This is a genomic window from Dactylosporangium sp. NPDC049742 (assembly GCF_040674675.1).
GTDB classification, from domain to species: Bacteria; Actinomycetota; Actinomycetes; order Mycobacteriales; family Micromonosporaceae; genus Dactylosporangium; species Dactylosporangium maewongense.
This window is the reverse complement of record NZ_JBFANF010000003.1, coordinates 17,279-31,538: the sequence shown is the minus strand read 5'-3', so window position 1 is coordinate 31,538 and position 14,260 is coordinate 17,279. Positions and strand designations below refer to the sequence as shown.

Annotated in this window: 15 protein-coding genes; 8 read left to right on the top strand and 7 right to left on the bottom strand. The window is 72.4% G+C overall.

Going from position 1 to position 14,260, the window contains the following annotated elements; genetic code table 11:
- Positions 1-11: 11 nt before the first annotated feature.
- Positions 12-977, bottom strand: coding sequence for an NAD-dependent epimerase/dehydratase family protein (locus tag AB0J72_RS05525; RefSeq protein ID WP_363394701.1), 966 nt, complete (start codon positions 975-977; stop codon positions 12-14).
- On the opposite strand from AB0J72_RS05525, the gene AB0J72_RS05520 reads away from it, so the two are divergent.
- Positions 873-1,118: a hypothetical protein gene (locus AB0J72_RS05520; RefSeq protein WP_363395343.1), complete on the top strand. Its 246-nt coding sequence runs from the start codon at positions 873-875 to the stop codon at positions 1,116-1,118. The genes AB0J72_RS05525 and AB0J72_RS05520 overlap by 105 nt on opposite strands.
- Before the next feature lie 297 nt (positions 1,119-1,415).
- On the top strand, positions 1,416-1,958 hold the full coding sequence (locus AB0J72_RS05515) for a hypothetical protein (protein ID WP_363394699.1): 543 nt from the start codon (positions 1,416-1,418) through the stop codon (positions 1,956-1,958).
- Here the strand turns inward: AB0J72_RS05515 and AB0J72_RS05510 are convergent.
- The gene (locus AB0J72_RS05510) at positions 1,946-2,761 is read right to left on the bottom strand and encodes an SDR family NAD(P)-dependent oxidoreductase (RefSeq protein ID WP_363394697.1); all 816 of its coding nucleotides are present in this window, start codon (positions 2,759-2,761) and stop codon (positions 1,946-1,948) included. The two genes, AB0J72_RS05515 and AB0J72_RS05510, sit on opposite strands and share 13 nt — an antisense overlap.
- 77 nt (positions 2,762-2,838) lie before the next feature.
- Here AB0J72_RS05510 and AB0J72_RS05505 point away from each other — a divergent pair, with 77 nt between their 5' ends.
- The 3 genes from AB0J72_RS05505 to AB0J72_RS05495 all read left to right on the top strand — a co-directional run bounded on the left by AB0J72_RS05505 (position 2,839) and on the right by AB0J72_RS05495 (position 4,784).
- Entirely contained in the window at positions 2,839-3,222 is a 384-nt protein-coding gene (locus AB0J72_RS05505) for a helix-turn-helix domain-containing protein (RefSeq protein WP_363394695.1), read from the top strand.
- A gap of 69 nt (positions 3,223-3,291) precedes the next feature.
- Entirely contained in the window at positions 3,292-3,558 is a 267-nt protein-coding gene (locus AB0J72_RS05500; RefSeq protein ID WP_363394694.1) for a hypothetical protein, read from the top strand.
- On the top strand, positions 3,555-4,784 hold the full coding sequence (locus AB0J72_RS05495) for a nucleotide disphospho-sugar-binding domain-containing protein (RefSeq protein WP_363394692.1): 1,230 nt from the start codon (positions 3,555-3,557) through the stop codon (positions 4,782-4,784). The genes AB0J72_RS05500 and AB0J72_RS05495 overlap by 4 nt, the downstream gene beginning before the upstream one ends.
- Here the strand turns inward: AB0J72_RS05495 and AB0J72_RS05490 are convergent.
- Entirely contained in the window at positions 4,781-5,194 is a 414-nt protein-coding gene (locus AB0J72_RS05490) for a hypothetical protein (protein WP_363394690.1), read from the bottom strand. The two genes, AB0J72_RS05495 and AB0J72_RS05490, sit on opposite strands and share 4 nt — an antisense overlap.
- A 151-nt stretch (positions 5,195-5,345) precedes the next feature.
- On the opposite strand from AB0J72_RS05490, the gene AB0J72_RS05485 reads away from it, so the two are divergent.
- The 3 genes from AB0J72_RS05485 (at position 5,346) to AB0J72_RS05475 (ending at position 11,137) form a co-directional block, all read left to right on the top strand.
- The gene (locus AB0J72_RS05485) at positions 5,346-6,650 is read left to right on the top strand and encodes a ThuA domain-containing protein (RefSeq protein WP_363394688.1); all 1,305 of its coding nucleotides are present in this window, start codon (positions 5,346-5,348) and stop codon (positions 6,648-6,650) included.
- A gap of 157 nt (positions 6,651-6,807) precedes the next feature.
- A complete protein-coding gene (locus tag AB0J72_RS05480; protein WP_363394687.1) occupies positions 6,808-9,003 on the top strand; it encodes a cellulose binding domain-containing protein in 2,196 nt (731 codons plus the stop codon).
- Between the two features lie 34 nt (positions 9,004-9,037).
- A complete protein-coding gene (locus AB0J72_RS05475; protein ID WP_363394685.1) occupies positions 9,038-11,137 on the top strand; it encodes a discoidin domain-containing protein in 2,100 nt (699 codons plus the stop codon).
- 1,324 nt (positions 11,138-12,461) lie between these two features.
- On the opposite strand, the gene AB0J72_RS05470 is transcribed toward AB0J72_RS05475, so the two are convergent.
- The 4 genes from AB0J72_RS05470 to AB0J72_RS05455 all read right to left on the bottom strand — a co-directional run bounded on the left by AB0J72_RS05470 (position 12,462) and on the right by AB0J72_RS05455 (position 14,192).
- Positions 12,462-12,959: a hypothetical protein gene (locus AB0J72_RS05470; RefSeq protein ID WP_363394683.1), complete on the bottom strand. Its 498-nt coding sequence runs from the start codon at positions 12,957-12,959 to the stop codon at positions 12,462-12,464.
- Positions 12,956-13,351, bottom strand: a complete 396-nt coding sequence (locus tag AB0J72_RS05465; protein ID WP_363394681.1) for a hypothetical protein — start codon at positions 13,349-13,351, stop codon at positions 12,956-12,958. Before AB0J72_RS05465 ends, AB0J72_RS05470 begins: the two co-directional genes overlap by 4 nt.
- A gap of 74 nt (positions 13,352-13,425) precedes the next feature.
- Positions 13,426-13,719 carry a DUF2316 family protein gene (locus AB0J72_RS05460; RefSeq protein ID WP_363394679.1) on the bottom strand — a complete coding sequence of 98 codons (294 nt, stop codon included), beginning with the start codon at positions 13,717-13,719 and terminating at the stop codon, positions 13,426-13,428.
- Between the two features lie 50 nt (positions 13,720-13,769).
- Positions 13,770-14,192 carry a MarR family transcriptional regulator gene (locus tag AB0J72_RS05455; RefSeq protein ID WP_363394677.1) on the bottom strand — a complete coding sequence of 141 codons (423 nt, stop codon included), beginning with the start codon at positions 14,190-14,192 and terminating at the stop codon, positions 13,770-13,772.
- Positions 14,193-14,260 lie beyond the last annotated feature (68 nt).

Below are 14,260 nucleotides of genomic sequence, written 5' to 3'. Positions count from 1 at the left end.
GGCCGGCGGGTTCAGCGGGCGGCGAGCGCGAGCGGCTCGGGGGCCGTCCAGTGCTCGCCCTGGGTGGCGATGAACCAGTCGACGGTGCGCTCCAGGCCCGTCTCGAGCGACACGAGGTCGGCGGGGTCGATGCCGACGGCGCGCAGCGTCTCGGCGTTCGCGCTGACGACGGCGCCGGCCTGCTCGCCGGGGCGCATCGGCAGGTCCACGATCTCGACCCGCGGGTAGCCCTTGCGCTCGCACTGGTCGATGACGATCTCGGCGACGTGGCGGATCGTGGTCGACGAGACGGGGCCGCACTCCACCACGTGGTCCAGGACGGTGCCGGCCTCGGCGGCCTCGAACGCGGAGACGAGCGCCTTGGCGACGTCGCCGACCCACACCATGTCGGAGACCTGGTGGCCGCCGCCGTAGAGCTCGACCGGCATCCCGCACAGGGCGCGGCAGACGACCGCCGGGGTGATCTTGCGGACCTTGCCGGGCCCGAACGGCGCGGCGGCGAGCTGGCGCGGCCCGTAGGCGTTGACGGCGCGCACCACGTTGACCCGGCTGCCGCGGTCGGCGTTGAACATCGACACGAACCGCTCGACGGCGGTCTTGGAGATGGAGTAGCTGTTGTTCATCCAGTGGTTGCCGACCCCGATGTAGACGCCCGGCAGCTGGTACTGGGTGACGGCCTCGAGGAAGTTCAGCCCGCCGACGAGGTTCGTCTCGGCGGCCGGGCGAGGGTTCAGGATCGTCTCCTGGGTGCCGAGCACGGCGGCGAGGTGGATGATGCCGTCGCAGTGGGCGGCGAGCTCGACCATGGCGGTCGCGTCGCGGATGTCACCGAGCATCACCTCACGCTCGGGCGCCTCCGGACGGCGCCGGGCGTGCGCGTGGTGATCAAATACCAACGCCTCATGTCCTCGCGCCTCGATCTCCTCACAGACGTACCGCCCGATGAAACCATTACCCCCGGTCACGCCGATCTTCATTGGCCGTTTCCTATTCACTCGATGGGCGGGTCCTCGCCCACGGCAGGCTTCGGCGACCCCCTCCACGGGGTGGTGCCCCGGGTTGGGAACGCCGTTGAACAGCAAAAACACGATGAGGACATCGATCTTCGCCAGGAGTGATCGAATCCTCACGCCGCGGTCGCAATCTACCGTCCAGGCGCCAGTGATCACAGTCCGAGGGGAAAGATTTATTGACTCAGTCGCATGTGAGGCATCGTTTTGCCGACGTTGCCCACGATCCGGCGGAATTTACGTGAAGCGATGGTTTTTGCGCCTCTCACGGACGGCGGAACCTCCCGGAACGCTGTGATCCCTGGCAAAACCCTGGCAAACGCTCCGCCCCACACAGAGGTGGTCGAAGTTGACCCCGTCGGGCCGAGCGGCGCCCGGCTGCACGGCACCACGGATGGAGCACATGTGACCTCGATCAGCGGCATCAGCGGCATCTCGGGCTCGTTCGCCAGCCAACGGACGGCGCTGCGACCCCCACCGCCACCGAAGGACGGCCAGGACCCGATGAGCGCGGTGTCCAAGGCGCTCGGCCTGTCGGGCGACCAGCTGAAGACCAAGCTGGACAGCGGACAGAGCCTCACCGAGGTCGCGGAGGAGCAGGGCGTCTCGCACGACGACCTGATCGCCGCGATCAAGGCCGGCAAGCCGGCGAGCGCGGCCACCGCGGTCTCGGCGTCCGTCGAGGAGGACGACGACGCCGTCGCCGAGCGGATCGCGGCACAGAAGGGCACGCCCGGCCCGCCGCCCGGCGCACCCCGCGGCGGCGCCGCCGGCCTGTCGGACGAGTCGAAGCTGCAACAGCTCAGCACCCTGCTGGAGACCGACAGCGGGTCCCTGCGCGGCAGCAGCGCCACCGACGTCGTGAAACGCGTGCAGGACAAGGGCATCGACCTGTCCCGGCTCCGCTCGGTCCTCGACAGCGGCGACCTGGTCGACTACGCCGCCTGACCCTCAGCCCTCAACAGCAGCCGCCCGGTGAGATCCATCAGCCGGGCGGCTGCCGCGGCGTCCAGGGTCGGGAAGTCCGGCGGGAGGCGCCGGCCCCGGTCGACCGCGGTCAGCGCGTCCGCCGGCGGCTCGTCCACGAACCCGTGGATCGGCGCGACCGACGCGGCCACCGGCCGGGCCGCCAGCGACGCGACCGCGAGCAGCCCCCGGACCACCGGTGGCAGGCCCGAGCGGTCGCCGCTGCGGGTGAAGCCCGGGTGGTAGAGCACGTACCGGGCGCGGCTGCCGGACCGTTGCGCGAAGCCCGCGCCGAGCAGGTCGTTGGCGCGCCCGGCCTGCAGCTGCGCCCGTACCGTGGAATAGCCGGTCGACAGCTGCGGGTCGGCCCACTGCACGGCGCCCTTGGTGACCCCCACGCCGGCGACGTTGACGATCACCGGGCGCTCGGCGCGGTCCAGGGCCGGCCGGAGACCGAAGCTCAGCAGGTACCGGCTGACGTAGTACAGCGCGAAGGTGCGTTCGAGACCGTCGGCGGTCACCTCGCGCCGCGCCGACACGGCGTTGGCGAACAGCGCGAGGGCGTCGACCACCGGGTGCGCGGCGAGGACCTCCTCGACCACCCGCCGGTTCTCCGCCACGCTGCTCAGGTCCGCGGGCAGGAACGTGATCGCGCCGCCCACCATCGCCTCGCCCCGCTCGCGGTCGCGCCCCACGACGACGACCCGGTCGCCGCGCTCGGCGCGCCCGAGGGCGAACGCGCGCCCCATGCCGTTCGTGCCGCCGCTGACCACGACCACGCCCATCTGCGCCCCCACTACCGTTGGTTGCCGACGGGCTCATCCTCGGCGCGACGGCCGGGGCGGCGGAAGAAGGCACTGTCATGTCCACTGCGCACACCGGTGTGCCCACCCCGCTCCGGGAGCACGCCCTGCCGGCGCCGGTGCCGGCCGGCGAATACGAGCAGTGCCCGGTCACCGAGCTGCTGCGGCGGCTCGGCGACAAGTGGACGCTGGTGACACTGTCGTTGCTGGCGCGGCGGCCGTACCGCTTCAACGAGCTGCACCGCGCGGTCGAGGGCATCAGCCAGCGGATGCTGACCCGGACCCTGCGCACCCTCGAGTCCGACGGGCTCGTCGAGCGCGAGGTGTTCGCGACCCTGCCGCCCAGCGTCGAATACCGGCTGACCCCGCTCGGCGTCAGCCTCCTGGAGCCGCTGTCGGCCCTGGCGGCCTGGGCGGTCGCGAACCCACGCCGCGTCGGGTAGCCGACGCCCGGGCCGGACCCGGACCTGGTCGCCGCCGCGTTCCGGCGGCACTACAGCCGGTGGGCGCTGGTGCTGGAGCGCAACCTCACCCAGGAGGACAGCTCGCCGGCGCTGAAGGCCAACGCCGAGGGCGGCCGGGCCGCGCACCGGGCCTGGCTCGCCGCCGCGTTCCCGGGCCTCGATCCCCGCACGTCCGGCCGGCTCGCCGGCGTCACCGGCGTCGAGCTGTGGCTGGTCCTCACCAAGCACGAAGGCCTCAGCGTCGACGACGCCGAGGCGACCGTCGCAATGCTCATCCGATCCGTCATCCCATCCGATCAAGGACAGTCATCATGAACCGATACCTGGTCTACACCCCGCCCGCCGCCGGGCACGTCTTCCCGCTCGTGCCGGGGCTGCTGCGCCTCCGGGAGCGCGGCCACGCCGTGCACGTGCGGACCGCGCCGGACCTCGTCGAGCGGCTGCGCGCCGAGGGCCTGGACGCCGAGCCCGTCGACGAGCGGATCACCGCGTCGGTCCGCCGGCCCGGCGGTCCCGGCGGCGTCGACGGCATGGCCGACCTGTTCGCCCGCGGCGGCTGGGAGGCCGAGGACCTGCGCCGGGCGGTCGCCGAGGTCGCGCCGACCGCGCTGCTGGTCGACACCAACACCTACGGCGCCGCGACCGCCGCGCAGGCCACCGGGCTGCCCTGGGCGATCGCCGTGCCGTCGATCCTCGCCATGAAGGGCAAGGGGATCCCGCCGTACGGCATCGGCCTCGCACCGAAGCGCGGTCCGCTGGGCGCGGTCCGGGACGCGATCCTGTGGAAGGTCGTCGAGCGGGTGTTCGGCAAGGACATGCTGCCGGGCCTCAACACGCTGCGCGCCGCCGCCGGACTCCCCGCGCTGCGCAGCCCGCTGGAGTACTACCGGCTCCCCGACCGGCTCATCGTGCTCACCGGCGACCCCCTGGAGTACCCGCGCACCGACCTGCCCGCGCACGTACGCATGGTGGGCGGGCAGGTGTGGGACCCGCCGGCCGCGACCCCGGACTGGCTGCTGGAGCCGGGCGACCCGTGGGTGCTGGTGACCTGCTCCACCCATTACCTCGGCGACGAGGACCTCGCCGTCAAGGCCGTCGAGGCGTTGCGGGACAGGCCGGTCCGGGTGCTGGTGACGCTCGCCGACGCGTACACCTCCCAGACCCTGCCGACCGCGGCCAATGTGCGGGTCGAGCGGTTCGTCCCGCACGGCCCCGTGCTGCGTCGCGCCGCCGCGGTGGTCTGCCCGGCCGGCATGGGGATCGTCACGAAGGCCGTCGCCGCGGGTGTACCGGTCGTCGCCGTCCCCTGGGGCCGCGACCAGCCGGAGGTCGCCCGGCGGGTGCAGCAGGCCGGCACCGGCGTGATCCTGCCCGCGAAGCGGCTCACCTCAGCCCGGCTCGCCGCGGCCGTCGACACGGCGCTCGGGCTGCGCGACCGGGCCCGCGCGGTGGCGGCCGGCATCGACCCCACCCGCGCGGCGGAGCGCTTCGCCGACGCCGCCGAGGAGGTCGCCGTACGACGCCCGCAGCCGGCGGCCTAGCTCCGCGCGATCCGCGTCATCACCGCGACCAGCACGGCGCCGACGGCAACGACGACGGTGTACGGGAACCAGGGCGTGGGGTAGGTGGCGGCCACCAGGCCGACCACCGGCGGTCCGGCCAGCGCGGCGACGGTGCCGACCAGCGTCGGCGACATGGCCCGGCCGACGAGCGTGCCCCGCACCAGCAGCGAGATCCCCACGCCGGCGGCGAACAGCGGCACCCCGATCACGGCCAGGAAGAACGCGGTAAGGAACTGGATGTCGGGCTGGCCGCACCACGTGCCGCCGCACAGCGCCCACGTCCAGGGGCCGAAGGCGTAGGCGACGAAACCTGTGGTCACGGTCAGGCCGAGCCCCACGAACCAGAGCGTCATCACGTTGTCGGTCCGGATACGCGCGGCAGCGTCCATGCCCGACACCCTAGCGCCACCTGCGCGGACGACTTAATTGGAGACTTACTTTAACTATTAGGACTCTTTACCTTGTGGTGGCGTCATCGATGGCTGATGATGCGAGGGGAGCGGATCCGCCCATCCCCTCCCGCCTACCGAAGGACCACCCGTGCTCAACAAGCTCCCCTTGAGCGCGCGACGCCTCGTGCTCGCCGCGCTCGCCCTGGTGACCGCGCTGGGGGTGGGCCTGGTCATCAGGCCCGCCCTGGCCGCCGCCGCCCCGTTCAAGGTGCTCGCCTTCTACAACGGCACCTGGGACGCGGCCCACATCGACTTCGACAAGGAGGCCCGGGACTGGTTCCCGGCGCAGGCCGCGCAGAACGGCTTCACCTGGGAGGCGACCACCGACTGGAGCCTGCTCAACACCGGCAACCTGGCCCAGTACAAAGTCATCATGTTCCTCGACGACGCGCCGCCGTCGGGACAGCGGGCCGCGTTCCAGCAGTACATGAACAACGGCGGCGCCTGGATGGGCTTCCACGTCAGCGCGTTCACCACCGACCCCAACTCGTGGAGCTGGTACTACAACACGTTCCTCGGCTCGGGCGCGTTCCGGACCAACACGTGGGGGCCGACCGCGGTCACGCTGAAGGTCGAGGACCGGGCGCACCCGTCGACGGTACGACTGCCGGCCACGTTCCGGTCCGCGGTCAGCGAGTGGTACTCGTGGAGCAACGACCTGCGCCAGAACCCCGCCATCGACATCCTCGCCTCGGTGGACCCCAGCAGCTTCCCGGTCGGCACCGACCCCAACCAGTCGTGGTACAGCGGCTACTACCCGATCCTGTGGACGAACCGTAACTACAAGATGCTGTACGCCAACTTCGGCCACAACGGCATGAACTACTCCACCAACACCCGCACGTCCTCGACGTTCGCCAGCGCCGACCAGAACCGCTGGATCATCGACGGCATCCTGTGGCTCGCCGGCGCCTCCACCACCCCGCCGTCGTCGTCGCCCACCCCGTCGGCCAGCACGGGACCGATCTCGCCGACCGCCTGGTACGGCGTCATCAACAAGAACTCGTCGAAGTGCGTCGACGCGCGGGCGGCCGGCACCACCAACGGCACGGCGATCCAGCAGTACGCGTGCAACGGCTCCAACGCGCAGCAGTTCCAGTTCCAGCCGACCAGCGGCGGGTTCGTGCGCATCAACAACCGCGGCAACAGCGCGCAGGCCCTGGACGTCACCAACGTGTCGAGCGCCGACAACGCGCTGATCCAGACCTGGACCTACGGCGGCGGCAACAACCAGCAGTGGCAGCCCGTGGCCGAGGGCGGCGGCTGGTACCACTTCGTGAGCCGCCTGTCGGGCAAGTGCCTGGACGTGCCGGCCGCGTCGACCGCCGACAGCGTGCAGCTCGTGCAGTACACCTGCAACGGCACGGCGGCGCAGTCCTTCCGGCTGTCCTGAAAGTTTCGGCTTCCAGGACCGCTCCGAGCATTGACGCGTGGTGATGCATTGCCCGGCCCTGGACACCGGGACTACGGTCTCGCCGTCCCGGGTCGGGCAATTGTGACATTGTGACACTCGCCCGACCGCCCGCATGTTGTACAGCGAGGAGCGGATCGTGCGGTTCATCCCCCATCGGCGGCGGGCCGTCGCCATCGTCGCGGCCGGCGCGGTGGCCGTCGCCGCGGCCGCCGTCACCGTGACCGTGGCCTCGGCCGCCGCGTCCGGCTGCCGCGTCACGTACACCGTGACCAACTCCTGGCAGGGCGGCTTCGGCGCGAACGTCGACATCACCAACCTCGGCGACGCCGTGAACGGCTGGACCCTGGCGTGGACGTTCCCGGCCGGGCAGACGGTCACCCAGGCGTGGAACGCGACCGTCACGACCAGCGGCGGCCAGGCCCGCGCGACGGACGCCGGCTACAACGCGCCGATCGCGACCGGGGCGACCGTGTCGTTCGGCTTCAACGGTACGTGGACGGGCAGCAATCCATCACCTGTTGGATTTTCGCTGAACGGCGTCACCTGCACCGGAGCTCCCACGTCGTCGTCCGCGCCGCCGCCCTCTTCTTCGGCGCCGCCGCCTCCCACGGGCAACGCCAAGCAGATGGAGGATCTCGACCGCGGGCTCATCTCCGTGCGGTCCGGCAGTGGCAACCTCGTCTCCTGGCGGCTGCTCGGCACCGAGGCCCTGTCGACGGCGTTCAACCTGTACCGCGGCGGCACCCGCATCGCGACGGTCACCACCGGCACGAACTACCTCGACGCCGGCGCCGCCGCGGACGCCTCCTACACGGTGCGTGCGGTCGTCGGCGGCACCGAGCAGGCCGCGTCCGGTGCGTCCCTGCGCTTCGCCAACGGCTACCTCGACGTGCCGATCTCCTCCCCCGGCTCCGGCTACACCGCCAACGACGCCTCCGTGGGCGACCTCGACGGCGACGGCGACTACGAGATCGTGCTGAAGTGGGACCCCGCCGATGCCAAGGACAACTCGCAGTCCGGTGTCACCGGCGTCGTGTACGTCGACGCGTACCGGCTGGACGGGCAGCGCCTGTGGCGGATCAACCTCGGGCGCAACATCCGGGCCGGCGCCCACTACACGCAGTTCCAGGTGTACGACTACGACGGCGACGGCCGCGCCGAGGTCGCCATGAAGACCGCGGACGCGACGGTCGACGGCACCGGCCGCGTCATCGGCAACGCCTCCGCCGACTACCGCAACAGCTCCGGCTACGTGCTCAGCGGCCCCGAGTTCCTCACCATGTTCAACGGCCTCACCGGCGCCGCCATGTCCACAGTGGACTACGTGGTGCCGCGCGGCACCGTCTCGTCGTGGGGCGACAGCTACGGCAACCGGGTCGACCGGTTCCTGGCCGGCACCGCGTACCTCGACGGGCAGCGCCCATCGCTGATCATGGCCCGGGGGTACTACACCCGGTCGGTCATCGTCGCCTGGGACTTCCGCAACGGGTCGCTGACCCGGCGCTGGACGTTCGACAGCAACAGCTCCGGCAACAGCGCCTACGCCGGCCAGGGCAACCACCAGCTCGCCGTCGCCGACGTCGACCAGGACGGCCGCGACGAGATCGTGTACGGGTCGATGGCCGTCGACGACAACGGCGCCCGCCTCTGGAACACCGGCAACGGCCACGGCGACGCCCTGCACGTCGGCGACCTCGACCCGTCCCGCCCCGGCCTGGAGGAGTTCAAGGTCGACGAGGACGGCAGCAAGCCCTCCTCGTGGATGGCCGACGCGCGCACCGGGCAGATCCTGTGGACCACCCCGGCCAACGGCGACAACGGCCGCGGCGTGTCCGGCGACATCTGGGCCGGCAGCGCCGGCGCCGAGTCGTGGTCCTCGGCCGCCGACGGCGTCCGCAACCCCAAGGGCACCGTCGTCTCGACCCGCAAGCCGAGCTCGACCAACTTCCTCGCCTGGTGGGACGGCGACACGACCCGGGAGCTCCTCGACGGCACCCACATCGACAAGTACGGCACCTCCGGCGACACCCGCCTGCTGACCGCCTCCGGCGTGCACTCCAACAACGGCACGAAGTCGACGCCGTCGCTGTCCGGCGACATCCTCGGCGACTGGCGCGAGGAGGTGATCTGGCCCACGTCGGAGAACACCGCGCTGCGCATCTACAGCACGCCCGACCCGACGTCGACGCGGCTCTTCACGCTGATGCACGACCCGCAGTACCGGTGCGCGATCGCCTGGCAGAACACCGCCTACAACCAGCCGCCGCATCCGTCGTACTTCATCGGCAGCGGCATGTCGACGCCGCCGGCGCCCGTCATCTACGTGCGTTAGCGTTCCTGTCATACCTGGGCGGTAGCTTGTTGGCATGACGTCGGCGAGCTCGGACCTGATCCGCAGGGTGGATCGGTGCGTGCTCGCCGGCGACGTGCCGGGATTCCCCGTGGTGCCCGACGGGTGGCTGGCCGTAGCGGTCGCCCCCGCCGTTTCCGTCACCGCCTCGGACCTCGCCGCGGCCGTGCCGCCCGACGCCGAGCGCGTCGTGCTGCTCGCCGCGGGCCCGCTCGGCCCCGACCTCGCCGCGGCGCTGGACCGGCCCGTCGTCGCACCAGACGGCCCGGTCGTGCAGACGCCCGGCGGGGTGATGGTCACGACCGACGCCGGCGGCGGCTGGTGGCGGCACCGGCCCGGCCGGCCCGCCGAGCCGCTCGGCCCGCGCTGGCCCGCACCCGACTGGCAGGGGTCCGCGCCGCTGTGGCCCTCCACGGTCATCGCCCAGCCCGTCCCCGCCGGCTGGCTGCTGTCCCCCGGCCCGGTGGGCTCGGCCGCCGCCTTCGACGGGGTCGAGTTCGCCGTCGCCGTGGACCCGTCCCGCCCGCGGCTGCTGCTCGACCCGGCCCTCACCGGCGAGCAGCTCGCGCAGGCCATGGCCGCCCTGCCGACCCGCGTGCGGCGCGTCGCCGACCTCGTGCCGCTGGGCGCGGGCCAGGGCGCCGGCCGGATGGTCGCCGCGACCGCCGCCGCCCGCCTCGGCGAGCCCGTCCACCTGGTCAACGGGGTGCCCCTGCACACGCCCGCCGGGTCGATCGTGGTGTTCGCCCTCGACGCCCACCGCCGGCCCGTCTGGGCGGAGCCCGCGTGGCTGCTGCGCCTCACCCCTGACGGCGGCGAGGAGGTCGTGGCGTCGTCCCCGCCGCACGCCTCGCTGCGGCAGCTCTCCCCCGCCACCTATGCGATGGACATGGGCTGGCAGGTGCGGTTGAGCGGCGGCGGGATCCATGCGTTCCCCGGCCCTCCCCCGCCACCCGCGAAGGGCCGCGCCTCGTTGCCCGACACCGCGGCCGTCACCCAGTCGTTCGCCGCTGTGGATGCGGGCCTCCCCGGTGGTCCCTCGGTCCCGGCTTCGTCCTCCGCTTCGTCCTTCGCTTCGTTCGTCGAGCGGCCGGGTGCCTACCGGGTCGTCGTCGGCAGCGCCGGGGAGGCGATCGACGACCTGGTGTGGCCGCCGCTGTCGGCGATGTTCACCGCGCTCCTGTCCGACATTCCCGCCGCCGTCGACCTCGTCGTGGAGGGCACGTCCTCGGCGTGGGGCGAGGCCGCCGAGCGGGAGCTCGCCGAGCGGCACCCCGGCGGCGGCGTGACCAACGGGCAGGCGCGCGAGTTCCAGCGCGCCGACCTGCTGCCCATGCCGCCCGCACCCCTGCCGCCCGACCCACCGGCCGCGGTCCGCCGCGCCCGCAACGGCCTGGCCCTGCTGGCCGCCGCGGCGGTGGTCGTGCTGCTGCTCGCGGTCGCGGGCCTGGTCGCGTTCTGGCCGCGCGGCGGCGACGGCGCCAACCTCGCCGGCGACGCCGGGCCGCAGGCGGCGACGCCCCCCGGCACCGCGCCCGGCACCCCGTCCGCGGCGGCTTCGGCGAGCGGCAGCGCCACCCCTCGGGCCAGCACGTCCGCCTCGCCCCGCGGCTCCACCCAGGCGTCGGCGTCCGCCGCGGCCGGCCCCAGCCTCACAACCTCGGCCGCCGGCACGCCCCCGCTGCCACTGGACACCGGCACCGACGTCGCACGCGGCCGGCCGGCCACGGAGAGCAGCCACACCGAGTCGTATGCCGCGAGCCGCACCACCGACGGCGACCCGATGAGCTACTGGGAGAGCCGCAACAACGCCTTCCCCCAGTGGATCCAGGTCGACCTCGGCGCCCCGGTCGCGGTCCGCCGCATCGTCCTGCGCCTGCCCCCGTCGTCCGCCTGGCCCGCCCGCACCCAGACCGTGACGGTCCTCGGCAGCCCCGACGGCGCCACCTTCAGCGTCCTCATCCCGGGCGCCGCCTGCCGCTTCGACCCCAACAGCGGCCAGCAGGCCACACTCGCCGTCAACTCAGGCAACCACCGCTACGTCCGCATCCTCATCTCCTCCAACACAGCCCAGCCCGCCGGCCAACTCTCCGCAATCGAGCTGTACCGCGGCTAACCCGTAGGACCGCGCCCAGACCACTCACGCCATCGCCCCGCCACGCCATCGCACCGCCACGCCATCGTCGCGCCGCGCCGGTGCTCCCTGCGACGCCCCGCAACACGCGGCTTCGACCCCACCAGCGGCCAGCGCGCCACGCTCGCCGTCGGCTCAGACGACCACCGCTACGTCCGCATCCTCATCTCCTCCAACACAGTCCAACCCGCCGGCCAACTCTCCGCAATCGAGCTGTACCGCGGCTAACCCGTAGGACCGCGCCCAGACCACTCACGCCATCGCACCGCCACGCCATCGTCGCGCCGGTGCTCCCTGCGACGCCCCGCAACACGCGGCTTCGACCCCACCAGCGGCCAGCGCGCCACGCTCGCCGTCGGCTCAGACGACCACCGCTACGTCCGCATCCTCATCTCCTCCAACACAGTCCAACCCGCCGGCCAGCTTTCCTCGATCGAGCTGTACCGCGGCTGACCACCTCCCACCACGTGGGCCGCCACGCCGGACCACTCCGGATCACGGCTGACCCTCACGACCACGCGCCAGCCCACCACGCGGACCGCTCATGACCACATCACCGTCGCGGAACACGCCAGGCGCCACCGGGCGTGGAGCCACCGCCGTGGGGTCGTGCCCCCGTTGGCGTTGTCGCCGCCACCACCAGCCATGGCGCTCTGCCTGTCACACCAAGCCATCGAGTCGGGCCGCGTCATCTCGCGTCACACGCCGCGCCAGGCCACCACGCCAGGCCACACCATCGTCGCGTCATGCACTGCGCCACCACGCCGAGCCACCACGCCGAGCCACCACGCCACGCCGAGACACTACGTAGGCCACCACGCCGGACCATGTCACCGTCGCGTCGCACCGCCAGGCCGGCACGCCAGGCCGTCGTGCGGGGCGACCGTGCCGGGGAGCGTCATTGTGCGTCGCGCGCCACGTACACCGGCAAACCCCGGGCGAACCTCCGCTCACCGGACACAGCGTCCAACCAGGAGAGGGCCAGCATCGCCAGCAACGCCACACCTTCAGGGCCATGGCGGCGAACACCGCACCGCTCAACCGCGGCGGCGCACCGTCCCGACCGTCCAGGCAGCCCGGCCACCACATGCCGCACTGCTCGCTCACACGACGAGAGATCGAAGGACGGATTCGGCCGCCCGCACGACCAGGACCGTCCTTGGATCACAGCGGGGCGTCGGCGAACTCGGCAAGCCGGACCGGGACGTGCGGACGTTCGCCGGAACCGGCGAGCAGCACCATCGCCGCCGCGGGTGCGCCGCGGGCCGCGAATCCGATCGTCGTGCCGAGCCGGTGAGGGCAGGTGTTAGTCGTGCGAGTAGCTGTCGACGGTGATGCCGTCGCGGCGGACGGTGATGTGGGCGTGCTCGCCGAACGCGTCGAGCAGTACCTGGTCGAACGCCTCGCTCTCGAGGGCGTCGGTGAGGGCACGGGCCCGGTCGAACCGCGCCTCGTCCGGGCCGGTGTATGCGCCGTACTTCCAGCGCCCCCTGACCGACCTGCACTCCCGGCGACCGAGCGACGGGTGCTCCCCGCCGTCGAGCCGGAGCTGGTAGGTCAGCTGCGGCTCCAGGACCGGGTCATCAGGGGTCCGGAACCACGGCGTGCGGACGCTGAACACGCACGGGTCCCCGTCGTTGTAGTAGGGCGTGTACTGCGTCCAGCCGAACTCGACGATCATGTCGTCGGCGAGGAGTGCGCGGATCAGGGGTTCGAGGTCCGACAGCGGGCGCTGCTCCACCGTGGGGGCGGGGCGGATGATGGTCCCGTCGACCGGGATGCCGAGGAAGTTGAAGTGGCTCATTCGACTGGTTCCTCGGTCCGGGGTTCACTCTGCAGAAGGTGGGACAGCGGGAGTTGCTTGCGTTGCGTGCCGGACATCCACGGCGCGATCGGCATGCCGGCGATGTAGTCGGCCGGCGACGGGAGCCAGCCGAGGTCTTCCAGGACGTGCCGCTCCGCGATCAGCCGGACGGGCACCTGGACCGTCCCGCCGGCGCTCCGGGAGACCTCGATGGTGCGGCCGAAAATGCGTTGGCACAGCCAGACGCCCTCGGTGTGGTGGTAGAGCGACCGGTGCCGGACGTCGCCGATGATCTTCTTGGAGGAGTCGATGAACTCCTCGATCTCGATGTAGTCCTCAGGGGTGCCGCCCCACTTGCGCGCCGCTGAGACCGCATGGTGCCAACTGTTCACGCGCTCTCCCGCTCCCGGCGACGCCACGCCGGTAGGGAATGTAGATCATCGCCGGGCGGCGGGCAACGGCGGCGTCAGGGCAGGCGGCGGAGGTTGAACCAGGTGGTGGCGGCGGCGCGGGCGGGTTCGGTGAGGACGGTGTAGGGGACGGGGGTGCCGCCGTGGGTGAGGACCTCGCGTTCGAGGTGGTCGCGCAGGAGCCAGACGTCGGCGGGGTCGATGGCGGGGCGCAGGTGCAGGAGGTCGTCGAGGTAGGCGGTGGTGAAGCCGAGGTCGGCCGCCAGGGCGTCGGGTGTGCGGCCGGTCAGGCGCTGGTTGGCCTGGAGCTCGGCGGCGGTCTGGGCCTTCTCGGCGAGGTTGAGTGACATGGGGTCCTCCGTGCTGGGTTGTGCTGCGGCGCTGGGTTCTCCGGGCTGGTTCAGGTCAGTGCGGTGGCGCGGGTGCGCAGGGTGGCGAGGGTGTGCGCCAGGGCGGCGCGCTCCTCGGGCGTCAGGTCGGCGAAGAGCTCGGCCAGGAACTCGTGCCGGGTCGCGGTGGCCAGGGCGTTGGCGCGTTCGCCGGCGGGGGTGAGGCGGACCAGGCGGGCGCGGCGGTCGCGTGGGTCGTCGGTGCGCTGGACCAGGCCGTCGCGGGACAGGCCGTCGATCAGCTCGGTGATCGTGCGCGGGGCGACGTCCAGCGCGGTCGCGAGCTCGCTCTGCCGGGAAGGGCCGGCGGCCAGGGCGCCGAGGACCCGCTTGCGGGCGACGGACACGCCGTGTTGCTGGAGGCGGGTGTCCAGGACCCGGCGGATCTGGGTCACGCAGCCCAGCAGCTGGTCGGCGAGGTCGAGATCGTTCACACCCAAACGATAGCCCCTCATCGTGAGGGCCCTCAACAAACTGTGAGGCGGCGAATAGGATCGATGGG

Coding starts and splice junctions, on each gene's coding strand:
- AB0J72_RS05505 (WP_363394695.1), top strand. CDS start 2,839: ATGTCCACTGCGCACACCGGTGTGCCCACCCCGCTCCGGGAGCACGCC.
- AB0J72_RS05460 (WP_363394679.1), bottom strand. CDS start 13,719: ATGTCACTCAACCTCGCCGAGAAGGCCCAGACCGCCGCCGAGCTCCAG.
- AB0J72_RS05470 (WP_363394683.1), bottom strand. CDS start 12,959: ATGAGCCACTTCAACTTCCTCGGCATCCCGGTCGACGGGACCATCATC.
- AB0J72_RS05495 (WP_363394692.1), top strand. CDS start 3,555: ATGAACCGATACCTGGTCTACACCCCGCCCGCCGCCGGGCACGTCTTC.
- AB0J72_RS05510 (WP_363394697.1), bottom strand. CDS start 2,761: ATGGGCGTGGTCGTGGTCAGCGGCGGCACGAACGGCATGGGGCGCGCG.
- AB0J72_RS05525 (WP_363394701.1), bottom strand. CDS start 977: ATGAAGATCGGCGTGACCGGGGGTAATGGTTTCATCGGGCGGTACGTC.
- AB0J72_RS05490 (WP_363394690.1), bottom strand. CDS start 5,194: ATGGACGCTGCCGCGCGTATCCGGACCGACAACGTGATGACGCTCTGG.
- AB0J72_RS05475 (WP_363394685.1), top strand. CDS start 9,038: ATGACGTCGGCGAGCTCGGACCTGATCCGCAGGGTGGATCGGTGCGTG.